This window comes from Cohnella silvisoli (assembly GCF_021190915.1).
In the GTDB taxonomy this organism is placed as follows: Bacteria; Bacillota; Bacilli; order Paenibacillales; family Paenibacillaceae; genus Cohnella; species Cohnella silvisoli.
On the sequence record NZ_JAIOAP010000003.1, the window covers coordinates 440,463 to 452,607 of the forward strand.

Below are 12,145 nucleotides of genomic sequence, written 5' to 3' on the forward strand. Positions count from 1 at the left end.
GAAGGAGGAACCGGTCAGGCTTTTTTTGTTGTACAATACGAATTATGTAATCAAAAAAATGGTGACGAAAGAGGGTATAGAGGTGTCTCATTCGGGTTTGAAGTCTGCGGAGGGATTGGCAATGCTTCGCAAAGCGAGGGGAACGTTCTCCAAGTTGCCGGAAGTGGAAGAGAAGATTGACGGGTTCGGCCATTCCATCGCGCAGGTAAGAGGGAAAACTTTCTTAATGATGGGAGAGGGAGAAGGGGAAGCTGGACCGGGGATGAGCATCAAGACCGATAAAGAAACTCAGCAGCTCCTTGTCGCGAAGGGCGGTTACTACAAAACACCCTACATCGGTCAGCACGGCTGGGTATCCGTTAAAGCAAGCCAAATTCGCGATTGGGATGAAGTCTCTCAATTAATCATTGAAGCTTATTTACGGCAAGCTCCGAAGAAGCTTTCCCAGCTTTATTTGCAAACCTGATGTTGGTGGTCATGTTTTATTCGTTCGGAGTATAAAATGGTATCGTTACCCTAACGGGTCAATGCAACTAAGCGGGCTCGGTGCGAAAGGAGCGTCGATTTGGAAACTTTCGGAAGAGGCTGTCTTTATCTTATCGTCGGCATTATCGTTCTTACAGTGTTCGTTATTTTCACCCAAAGCTCCATCAATATCCCTTGGTTTATCCTTATTCCAATAATCATTTTTGTCTTCTGGATAGCAAGCAAGAAAAGCAAAAAGTGAGGGCAAACCGCCCTCACTTTTTGCTTTAACGCGGATGAATCATTTGCTCTGGGCGAACGATCTCGTCGAATTGCGCTTCGGTTAATAATCCACTCTCGAGCGCCGCTTCTTTCAGGGTGAGTCCCTTACTATGAGCTGCCTTGGCAATGGCTGCCGCATTCTCATATCCGATATGAGGACTCAGCGCTGTTACAAGCATAAGCGATCGTTCGAGATGTCCTTGGATGACCGCTAAGTTCGCTTCAATACCAACGGCGCAATTGTCGTTCCAAGAATGGATGGCGTCGGACAACAGTCTCGTGGATTGCAAGAAATTGAAAATAATGACCGGCTTAAAGACGTTAAGCTCGAAATTGCCTTGGCTAGCCGCAATGCCGATCGTGACGTCGTTACCCATGACCTGAGCGACAACCATCGTTAACGCTTCCGATTGGGTAGGATTCACTTTGCCCGGCATAATGGAGCTGCCTGGCTCGTTGGCGGGAATCGTAATTTCGCCAATTCCGCTTCTAGGCCCGCTAGCCAACCATCTGACGTCATTGGCAATTTTCATCAGATCGGCAGCTAACGCTTTGAGTGCCCCGTGAACGTAGACAAGCTCATCGTGGCTCGTAAGCGCATGAAATTTATTGACCGCGGACTCGAAGGTTTTCCCGGTTAATCGGCTAATTTGCTCAGCAACCTTAGAACCGAATAGGGGATGAGCGTTAATGCTCGTACCGACCGCCGTTCCACCGATAGCCAATTCCCTTAAGCTTTCCGCGCTTTCCTGGATCATCCGTTCGGTCTTGTCGAGCATCCGGACCCAACCGCTCATTTCCTGACCTAGAGTCAGCGGGGTTGCATCCTGCAAGTGAGTCCGGCCTATCTTGATGACGTCGGAAAATTGTTTGCTTTTCAGCGACAAAGTCTCTTTCAGTTTTCTAACGGCAGGGAGAACGTGATCGTGAACGGCAAGCATAGCGGCAATGTGCATCGCAGTCGGAAAAGTATCATTGGAGCTCTGAGATTGGTTTACGTCATCGTTCGGATGGACGCGTTGCTTGCTGCCTTGCTCGGCAAGGATCTGATTGGCGCGATTGGCAATCACTTCGTTTACGTTCATGTTCGATTGCGTTCCGCTTCCCGTCTGCCAAACGGCAAGAGGGAAGTGCGTATCCCATTTCCCCGCGATGACTTCATCGGCAGCGGCAATAATGGCTTGGGCCTTCTCGGCATTTAATTTGCCAAGCTCGAGATTCACGATAGCCGCGCTTTTCTTCAATATGGCAAAGACGGCTATAAGCTCGAGCGGCATTTTCTCCGTACCGATCCGAAAATTGGTCAAGCTGCGTTCCGTTTGGGCGCCCCAAAGTTTGTCGGCAGGGACTTGAACCTCTCCGAGCGAGTCCTTCTCGATCCGATATTCCATTCGCGCACCTCGATTCCTCATTGTAGTTGACGAGAGTTTAACTTGTAGCATCTATCATTTACTAAGAAATTAACCGTCCGCTTTGCGGCGATCGATGGCTTCGGCCATCGTTTTATCGGTAAGATGGGCATAAATTTGCGTTGTTTCCGGCGAAGCATGGCCGAGCTGTTCTTGAGTTTTGTAAAGATCGTTGCTTAAGTAGTAGTCGGTGGCAAAAGAGTGCCGGAGCTTATGAACGGACAAATACGGCTTACCGAAACGTTTGGCGTATTTCATGACCATCTCTTGAATGGCTCTTTTGGTCATGCGTGAACCTTCTTTTTTCCCATTGGCGATGGCCAAGAATAACGCTTTTTCCTTCTTCGGGGCTTTGTATCTGGTTTCGCGTTGGCCCAGATATTGTTCTAAGTCGCTTACCGCTTCCTGCCTGAAGTAGACGGGAGTCTTGAACGTATCGTCGTTCTTTCCTTTGCGATGCACGTACACGAGCCTTTTCTTGAAGTCCATATCGTCGACGTTCAAGTTCACGAGTTCAGACACCCGCAGACCTGAGTTAAGAATCAGGCTTACGATGCAGCAATCGCGAATCCGATTGAGTTCATGGGCATAAATCGCTTGTTTGTTGGCAGCGGCGTCATGAGCGTAATCTTGTTTAATGTAGTTAATGAATTCGATAATCTCTTGCTCCTGTAGAAGCTTGCCTTCCAATTTGGCTGCGGTATCTTTAGGTTTCTGTGTACGCTTGATCGACACTTTGGCCATGACATTGCGCTTAAGCAATGGATAGAAGTTCTCGTCCTCGGCGATTTGGCTTAAATAATGGAATAAGGAACGAAGAGAAGACAGCTTGCGGGATATCGTCGTCTTCGTGTTGGCGTTGTCCCGTTTCGTAGCGAGGAACATCCGGAAATTATCAACGCTGTCCATATGGAGACGTTCCAAATCCTCAAGAGGGATGCCGCTCATTTTATCCGCCGAGGTTAATCCTTCCGCCATAAACCAGGAGAAGAAGGCTTCGTAATCGCGAACGTATTCCAGCAGGGAAGATGGAGAGAGATCGGGAAGTTTATAATTGACGAACTTCTCGACGTACCAAGGCATCCTTGGAATTCTTAAGTCGAGTTCTTCGCGGTCTTTCTTTTTTTGCAGGTTCATAGAATGCCCCTTCTCCGACGCGTATTTCTTATTACCAAGTATACCAAATTTCTTGATGCAAGTTATTGGGTTAGATTGAACGTGTCATTTCGTTTGCGCCGGGTATTTTGATACAATGAAGTTATTGGTCGTTTGAACCCTGAAAGTTCAAGGAGGAAAAGCCATGCAAGGTCCGGGATATGTGTTCATTTGGATATTTCTATTGATCATTCCGATAATCGCTCTTTGGAAAAGAAGATGGTGGGCATTGGCGCTCTATGTGCTCGGGTGTATTATCTTTCTAGTTGAGGTTATGAAAGGCAATGGCGGCTGGGATGATCTCGCTGATTTCGCCACGCTTGTTGTCATTGTTATTCCAATCTATATTGTAGCAACGATCGTGTGGGTGGTTGGCATCATTATCGATCGGAAGAAGAAAAGATCAACTAAATAACATAATAATAATTATGTAAACTAAAAGAGGTACTTAAATGATTAATGCAGTTAACTATGGTAAATTCGTTGAGCATGAAGCCCTGACTTTCATACAGATGTTCTACGAAGAATCAGGGCGTTCTATTGAAGAGAGAGATGAACGAATAGCCGCAATTGTTGATTGCGGACGTAAGACTGGCACTTATACGCATACGATCGAGGAATTGACTTACGGAGCAAGAGTTGCTTGGCGCAACAACAGCCGATGTATTGGTCGACTGTTCTGGGAATCCCTTGAGGTTATAGACGAAAGAGGTGCGGATACGGAAGAAGCCATAGCAGAGGCGCTTCTCCGACATGTTGCTTATGCTACGAATGATGGCCGGATTCGCCCGGTAATTACGGTATTCGCACCCGAATCCGATGGACGGCGAATCCGAATTTGGAATCATCAGCTCATACGTTACGCGGGTTATGTGACTGCCGATGGAATTATTGGCGATCCGGCTTCAGTGGACTTTACAGAACAATGCATGTGCTTGGGATGGACGGGCAGGGGGACTCGGTTTGATATTTTACCCCTTGTCGTTCAAATAGCAGACCGTCAGCCTAAGTGGTTTCCAATTCCGGATTCACACATTAAGGAAATTGATTTCGTTCATCCGGATATCGAGAATTTCAATGAGCTGGGTCTGAGATGGTATGCGGTACCGATAATATCGGATATGGTTCTGGATATAGGCGGCATACGTTATACCGCGGCACCATTTAACGGCTGGTACATGGGTACGGAAATCGGAGCGCGAAACTTAGCGGATGTCGACCGTTACAACGAGCTGCCTGCAATCGCGAACTTGATGGGCTTAGATCGCTCTACCAATACATCGCTTTGGAAAGACCGGGCGCTTCTCGAACTCAATACGGCCGTTATTCATTCCTTTAAGCTAAACGGAGTTAGCATAGTCGATCATCATACAGCCGCTGAACAATTCATGCGTTTTATGAAACGAGAGCAAGATAACGGACGAAACGTAAACGCGCGATGGTCTTGGTTAATTCCGCCGATGTCGCCAGCCGCTACTCCCATATGGAATCATAGCTTCGAGGAACGCGATGTAAAGCCCGATTTTATTTTACAACCCCGCGCTTATTAAAATAATGTTGGATAGGAGGTTTCTTAATGGCCATCGTACAAGTGACAATCGTCCCTCTAGGAACCGGAACACCCAGCGTAGGCGATTATGTTGCTGCTGATGACCGCAGAGATAAGAAGGGTACGATGGAACAGAAGATCCGTTCGGTCGAAGAAAAGCTGAAATAATGTCATTTACATAGCGCCCGTAAGAAAGACACTTTGTAACAGGTGGCTCTCTTGCGGGTATTTTCGAAAGGATGATTTCTTTGCAGCGCATTATGATTTGCGAGGATGACCCAAAGCTATCGGCCATACTCAAGTCGAATATTGAGAAGTATGGATATGATACCGGGGTAGTTCAGGAATTCGACAGAGTCGTTGAATTTTTCCAATCCTACGATCCGCATCTCGTATTAATGGACGTCAACTTGCCTAAGTACGACGGCTTCTATTGGTGCAGGCAAATACGGGCGTTATCCAAGTGCCAAATCCTATTCATTTCCGCCAGGTCGGGCGAGATGGATCAGGTAATGGCATTAGAATACGGTGCCGACGATTACATAACAAAACCATTTCATCTTGAAGTGTTAATGGCCAAGATTCGCAGCCAAATGAGACGTGCTTACGGTGAATATGCTCCGAATACGGAGGAAAGAATCGTTAAGCTTTTCGGATTATTTCTTTATCCCGAGCGATTGGAGATGGAATTGAACGGCAACAATAACCAACTGACCAAGAAAGAAGCCGTGTTATTGGAAATTCTCATTCAGCAATCTCCTCGAGTCGTTAGCCGAGAAGCCTTATTAGAGAAGTTATGGGATGATCAAGCATTCGTCGACGAGAACACTCTGAATGTAAATATAACCCGGTTACGGAAGAAACTTCAGGAAATCGGAATTGACAACGGGATTGAAACCGTGCGGGGAGCTGGTTATAGACTCCAGATCGCATGGGACAATAGGGACTAAGCCATGAAACTCTTCTTCCGCGAGCATATGCCGCTTGTTATCCTTCATATCGTTCAATTGTTTCTGGTCCTTCTCATTTATTGGCTCGACGGCTATCGAAATATGCTTACGGCTCTTTATTCCATCTTTCTCGGACTTGTATTGCTCACCGGTTATTTAATTTACCGTTACGTATCTCATCAATCGTTATACCGAAGATTATCCGATCCTATGGAAACGTTGGCAGACTCCATTCAAGGGGGCGGCTATACTCCATTATCCGATGCGGTCAATGAACTGTTGCAAACACAATATGGGCATTACCAGCAACAGCTTCGATTGGGGGAGAAAACCCGTAAAGACCATCTTACCTTCATGAATCAATGGGTCCATCAGATGAAGACGCCTCTTTCCGTTATCCGATTAATGATGGAGGAAACGAAAGATACACGGTCCGCAAGCATTCTCGAAGAAACGGATCGGATGGAAAAAGGGCTCGAAACGGTATTATACGCCGCACGTCTGGAAACCTTCGAACGCGATTTCAAGGTCGAAGCCGTGTCGCTTAGAGCCGTCGTTGAGAGTATTATCCATGAGAACAAACGGTTATTCATAGGAAGCAAAGTCTATCCTGAGTTAAAAGTAGAGCCTGAATTAATCGTTGAAAGTGATGCCAAATGGCTTTCTTTTATGATCGGCCAGCTAGTTACTAATGCCATTAAATATTCGGCGGATTCCCATCAGAAAGTTACGTTTTCTTCATCGACAACGAGTAAAGAGGCCATTCTGGAAATACGCGACCGCGGAATCGGCATTCCTTTATCGGATAGAAAAAGAGTGTTTCAACCTTTCTATACCGGTGATAACGGTCGAATGTTTCGGGAATCCACGGGTATGGGGCTTTATTTTGTGCAGGAGATAGCCAATCGCCTCGGTCATCGGGTCGAGCTTGATTCGGAGGTCGGCGAAGGAACGACTGTCCGATTGATCTTTTCTTCTTATCTTACAAAGATGTAATGAAGTTGAAAGGCAAATCGATTGGGCAAATCCTTCTCGTCCATTACACTCGTTACAGAACCTGATAATGGACTGCACGTTGAAGAGGAGAGTTTATCGATGGAGATGCTTAGCGTTCACCAACTGAATAAAATCTATGGAGGGAAGGTTCCATCCCGCGCCTTGACGGATATAAGTTTATCGATAGAGCAAGGTGAATTCGTTGGGATTATGGGGCCATCCGGAAGCGGCAAAACAACGCTGCTTAATCTGGTTGCTGCGATAGACACACCGACTACTGGGGAAGTGCTCATTAACGGGAAAAATCCTCACAAGTTAAAGAAGAAGGAATTAGCACGTTTTCGCCGCAAGGAATTGGGCTTCGTATTCCAGGATTTCAACTTGCTTAACACGCTTACGGTTGAAGAAAATATCGTACTTCCCTTGACCTTGGACGGCGAACGGGTAAAGGTCATGGAGGATAAAGTAGCCGCAATTGCCAAGAAACTCGGTATCGAATCGATTCTTAAGAAGCGTACTTATGAGATATCCGGAGGCCAAGCACAACGGACAGCGATTGCCAGGTCGATGATTCACTCGCCGAAGTTTCTGTTCGCGGACGAGCCTACGGGAAACCTGGATTCGAAGTCGGCCCGGGATGTCATGGAAACACTGAGCACTATTAACCGTACCGAAGGCACGGCCATGATGTTAGTGACCCACGACGCGGTAGCGGCAAGTTATTGTCATCGAGTCATCTTCATTAAGGACGGCCAACTATTTAATGAGATTAATTGTGGAGATAACCGACAAGCTTTTTTCCAGAAAATCATTGACGTCCTTTCGTTGTTAGGAGGGAATGCGCATGACCTTTCGTCAATTCGCGTTTAATAATGTGCTGCGCAATAAGCGTACGTATGGGGCGTATTTCCTCAGCAGCGCGTTCTCTGTTATGGTATTCTTCATGTATGCCGTGTTCGCTTTCCATCCTGATTTGACGGGAGGAACGATCCATAAGAACATTATCACCGGGATGCACTTCGCGGAAGGGCTTATTTACGTCTTTTCATTTTTCTTTGTCCTTTATTCCATGAGCGCGTTCTTAAAGACGCGCAAGAAAGAATTCGGGTTGATGATTATGCTCGGGATGACTCATACGCAATTGCGTGCGATGATATTTCTTGAGAACGTGCTGATCGGTTTCTTCGCAATTGTATCCGGAATCATGCTAGGTTTGGTATTCTCCAAAATTATGCTGCTCGCAGCCCAGAACTTCCTTCAATTGGATCAGAGCTTGCCATTTTATATGCCCAATCAAGCGATCATTTTGACTTTCGCAGCGTTCGCGGGCTTATTCGTCGTGATTTCTTTTTTTACCGTGGTCATTTTAAGAGCCAATAAACTCATTGACCTAATTAAGGGCAGCAGCATGCCGAGAACAGAGCCGAAGTCGTCCGTTACATTATCCTGGTTTGCCGTATTGCTTTTATGCGGAGGATATGCGGTTGCTTTAATAGTGAAAGGCATATTTGTCTTCTACGCCATGATTCCGGTAACGCTGGTCGTTATCGTAGGGACTTATTTCTTGTTTACCCAATTGAGCGTTTACGTCATTCACAAAAGCAAAAATAACCGCACGTTCTTCTGGCGCAAAACGAATATGCTGTTCCTCTCGGATTTGGCTTACCGGATGAAGGACAATGCCCGCACCTTCTTTATGGTCGCTATTTTATCGACGGTTGCTTTCTCTGCGATCGGTTCGTTAGTCGGGTTTAAGACCATGTCGACAGAGGTTATGGTGAACGAGAATCCATTTGCTTTCGAATATACGGCCTACGTTGGCAATGAAAAGAAAGCAGATGAGGATCTTAGAACAATCCAGACTGCGCTTCAAGCAGAAAATATTAAATATCAACGGCTTCAAGCGGCTATGTCAGAGCAGCGAATAGCCGATTCGGTTAAAATAACAACTGTAGTGAAGGCTTCGGAATTTAACGCCATCGCAATCGCGGCCGGTGAACAAACGGTTAACCTGAAGGATGATCAATCAATGATGGTTCAATATTCAAATTCCATGTCAGAAAATAAAGATAAGGGTAAAGTAGAGGGAGTTAGATTACAAAACGGGAATATTGCTCTTGAACCTCTAGGAAGCCTTACATCCGTTACGCTTCCACTATTCAGTAAATATTATGTCGTCTCGGATTCTTTGTTCGATAAGCTGAATCATGGCAAATTAGAAATGTTCTATGCTTTCGACGTTGCCAACATGAAGCAAACGGAAGAGGTTGGAGAGAATCTCACGAAGAAATTGTCCATGGGAAGTAATCACTTTATGTCCACCGCCTATGAATTGCATCAGATGAATCAAGGCTTCGGCGCAGTACTATTCATCGGACTCTTTATCGGTGCCGTGTTCTTCGTTGCAGCAGGCAGCTTCCTTTACTTTAGACTATACGCTGACCTTGGAGATGATAAAGTAAAGTTTAGATCCATCATGAAATTAGGGTTAACCGATGGGGAATTGTCTAAGATACTGACCAACCAGCTTCTCATCTTGTTTTTCGTCCCGATTGTAGTAGCCACAATACATGGAGGGGTTGCGTTAACCTCGTTGCAGCATATGTTCGGCTATTCATTCATGAAAGAATCATTCATGGTGCTGGGGACATTCGTTCTCATACAGATGGTTTATTTCTTGCTTATTAGATCCCGTTATATCAAACAGGTGATTGCAAAGTGAAATACGGGAAATGGCGATGCATGTTGGCACGGAAATAACGAGATTTCCGGTTAGGCGATATAACGAAGGTCAACCATCCTTTCTGGTTGGCCTTTTCTTTTCTCAAGCTCCTAGAAGACAATACTCCATAAAGCTGCGCGTTTTATCCATCTGAAAGTGATTCGATTTATGTTTAAATGAAAATGAAGTTTACATGAAAGCGCTTAACAAGCAAATGTCTCTGGTTACACATTCCAGAAAGGAGAGCAATGAAAATGAATAATGACATCAAGGCCGGCAGAATGAACGTAAAGGTGGATTCCAATCGATTCGGCTTCGACTCAGATCAAATTACATTTAAGGAAGCAGTTCGCGAAGCGACGGTTTTGGTTGGAAAACGAGAAAAGAAATTGACAATTGGAACGGAGGGAAACGTGTTACATAGCTGCACGAGCCGGTCGACTCCTGTCGGAGAAGCGATCGACTATACTTGGCGCCGCGAGAATAGTGAAGGGTTGACGCTCGCTTGGACGCTCAGCTGCCTTGATCATCTGTCAGCAATCACGTTGCGAGCTAGTGTAACTAACGGGACGGAAGACAATGTTCGTTTAAAGGAAATCGTTCTGGCCAGATCGTCAGACGATTCACTTTGCTGTGATGGCGATCCTTCAGCCTGGCTGCTTTCACCGATTTCACATGATAAGAGAGTCGGCCATTTAGGCCAGACCCTTACGAGTGCTAACGAAGATACGATCGAGTTTTGGAAAAGCATGAACGCCGCAGTTCCTTTTAAGCTTCCAACCGAAGAGCGTTTCATTGACGGGCGTTGGAGGTCGTACAAAGATTTTGTGACGCTGTATACGGAGGCCGGGGAGATTGGGCTAACGATGGGCGCCGTAGGCGAGCCTGAAGCGGATGTTCGGTTTGACTGCAAAGTTAACAATGGGAAAATGCGTCTAGATATCATCAGTGAAATGAGCGATGTTCGAATAGAACCGGGAGAAACCCGTCATTCGCAAGAAGTGATGATCCTTGCAAGGCCCTATGATGAAGCAGTCGACACGCTTTTTAAATGGCTGAGCACAACCCACGGAAGCCGGACTCATCAAGGAGCGAAGTATGGGTGGTGCAGTTGGTACGATCTTCGCTGGGATATTACCGAAGACACCATTGCAGCAACTGTCCAACAATTTAATAAGCGTAAGGATCGAACACCCGTGCAGGTTATCCAAATCGACAACGGCTTCGAGAAAAAGGTTGGTGACTGGCGGTGCAACGACAAGTTTTCTGGTGGATGGGCGCCCCTTGTCCATAAGATCCGGGAAGCCGGTGCGGAGCCGGGCATTTGGCTGGCACCTCTGGCCATGCACGATTCGTTGGGTTATTTGGGAGAGCACCCGGACTGGTTTCAACGAAATGCCATAGGCGAATTGGAACTGGGGGATGACACTTGGGGAGCAACGACTCATTGGTTGGACCCGACTCATCCGGAGGTCCAGACGTTCATGCGCGACATCGTGCGCGACCATAGACGGGAAGGATTCACGTATTATAAAACGGACTACAATACCATTTCAGACAACTGCCGCTTTTACGACAGTAAGAAGACTCGACTGCAAGCCTATCGAACATTTTACCGGTTGCTTCGAGAGGAAATAGGAGAAGAAGATTATTTGCTGGCTTGTTCAGGTTTTACTCGCGGAATTATGGGCTTTGCCGACGCTTGCCGGATCGGACCTGATTCTGTTGATGTATGGAGTACGGCACATACGCCATGCACGATCCTTGAAGCGATTCGGGCAACGGGTAAAACTGCGGCAGCCAATGGAATCTTTTTTGCCAATGATCCGGACGTAACCTACACCATGATCCGTCCGCAATCAAGCGTGAAAAGAACTCCCATGGAAGTTGGCGACAGCCTGACTTTGGAAGAATGGCGGACTTGGCACGGGTTTGCAGGTTTGCTTGGAGGCATGCAGTTTATATCCGATCCATTAGAAAAACCAGTCTATGCGAATGCGTGGCGCAGTTTTGAAATCTTGACGCCTCCAGCACCTGAACGAGCACAGTCACTGCATGCGGGCACGGATCTGAATCATCAACGCTTTGGATTTGTTGCGAATCGCGAATGGGGTTCATTTGCTTCTTTGTTGCTTTGGAACGCGGAAGACGAAGGCGCCTCAATAGCTTTAAACAGCAACCGGTTGGATCGGCTCGGGGAATCTTATCACATATGGTCATTCTGGGATGAGACTTATTACGGAATAGGTGACAGCAGCTTTGTTACTCCTCTTCTGCAGCCGCATGCCTCTCTATTACTGCGGTTTACGCCTTGCTATGTTAGCGATGAACGTCCGGTTCTAATCGGCTCCACGTTACACATTTCTATGGGAGCATCTGAAATCAGTGGAATTACTTCTACCAATCATACTCTCGATATCCTTCTAAATGATGGCGGAGCTTCCGATGGCAAGCTCTTCGTTTATAGTAAGCAACCGCTAGTTCTGCAGAGCGCTGAAGGTTGCACCGTTGAGGGTATAAAGGAAGTTGAGGAATTTGTATGGAGCATTCACCTCGCATCACGTCAGAGGGGCAGAAACCAAGCCTGTCATTTATTGTTTTGAACGTTCCGGTGGCT

At 46.5% G+C, this 12,145-nt stretch carries 11 protein-coding genes; 9 read left to right on the forward strand and 2 right to left on the reverse strand.

The window, feature by feature from the left end; all coding sequences use genetic code 11:
* Positions 1-121 precede the first annotated feature (121 nt).
* The gene (locus K7P76_RS08680; RefSeq protein ID WP_232184855.1) at positions 122-466 is read left to right on the forward strand and encodes an MmcQ/YjbR family DNA-binding protein; all 345 of its coding nucleotides are present in this window, start codon (positions 122-124) and stop codon (positions 464-466) included.
* Positions 467-752: 286 nt separating this feature from the next.
* Here the strand turns inward: K7P76_RS08680 and fumC are convergent, their stop codons facing one another.
* Together fumC and xerS are read right to left on the reverse strand one after the other, a co-directional pair.
* On the reverse strand, positions 753-2,138 hold the full coding sequence (gene fumC, locus K7P76_RS08685) for a class II fumarate hydratase (protein WP_232184857.1): 1,386 nt from the start codon (positions 2,136-2,138) through the stop codon (positions 753-755).
* 69 nt (positions 2,139-2,207) lie between these two features.
* Positions 2,208-3,293, reverse strand: coding sequence for a tyrosine recombinase XerS (xerS, locus tag K7P76_RS08690; RefSeq protein ID WP_232184858.1), 1,086 nt, complete (start codon positions 3,291-3,293; stop codon positions 2,208-2,210).
* Between the two features lie 163 nt (positions 3,294-3,456).
* On the opposite strand from xerS, the gene K7P76_RS08695 reads away from it, so the two are divergent.
* From K7P76_RS08695 to K7P76_RS08730, 8 genes are all read left to right on the forward strand, one after another.
* The gene (locus K7P76_RS08695; RefSeq protein WP_232184859.1) at positions 3,457-3,726 is read left to right on the forward strand and encodes a hypothetical protein; all 270 of its coding nucleotides are present in this window, start codon (positions 3,457-3,459) and stop codon (positions 3,724-3,726) included.
* Between the two features lie 37 nt (positions 3,727-3,763).
* Positions 3,764-4,861 carry a nitric oxide synthase oxygenase gene (locus tag K7P76_RS08700; protein WP_232184860.1) on the forward strand — a complete coding sequence of 366 codons (1,098 nt, stop codon included), beginning with the start codon at positions 3,764-3,766 and terminating at the stop codon, positions 4,859-4,861.
* Between the two features lie 26 nt (positions 4,862-4,887).
* Positions 4,888-5,028 (forward strand): hypothetical protein, encoded by a 141-nt coding sequence (locus K7P76_RS08705; RefSeq protein WP_232184861.1) that lies wholly within the window; start codon positions 4,888-4,890, stop codon positions 5,026-5,028.
* 80 nt (positions 5,029-5,108) lie between these two features.
* Positions 5,109-5,810, forward strand: coding sequence for a response regulator transcription factor (locus tag K7P76_RS08710; protein WP_232184862.1), 702 nt, complete (start codon positions 5,109-5,111; stop codon positions 5,808-5,810).
* Between the two features lie 3 nt (positions 5,811-5,813).
* Positions 5,814-6,806, forward strand: a complete 993-nt coding sequence (locus K7P76_RS08715; protein WP_232184863.1) for a sensor histidine kinase — start codon at positions 5,814-5,816, stop codon at positions 6,804-6,806.
* 105 nt (positions 6,807-6,911) lie between these two features.
* The gene (locus tag K7P76_RS08720) at positions 6,912-7,676 is read left to right on the forward strand and encodes an ABC transporter ATP-binding protein (protein WP_304518391.1); all 765 of its coding nucleotides are present in this window, start codon (positions 6,912-6,914) and stop codon (positions 7,674-7,676) included.
* Positions 7,651-9,528: an FtsX-like permease family protein gene (locus K7P76_RS08725; RefSeq protein WP_232184865.1), complete on the forward strand. Its 1,878-nt coding sequence runs from the start codon at positions 7,651-7,653 to the stop codon at positions 9,526-9,528. The genes K7P76_RS08720 and K7P76_RS08725 overlap by 26 nt, the downstream gene beginning before the upstream one ends.
* A 254-nt stretch (positions 9,529-9,782) precedes the next feature.
* Entirely contained in the window at positions 9,783-12,131 is a 2,349-nt protein-coding gene (locus K7P76_RS08730) for a glycoside hydrolase family 36 protein (protein ID WP_232184867.1), read from the forward strand.
* Positions 12,132-12,145 lie beyond the last annotated feature (14 nt).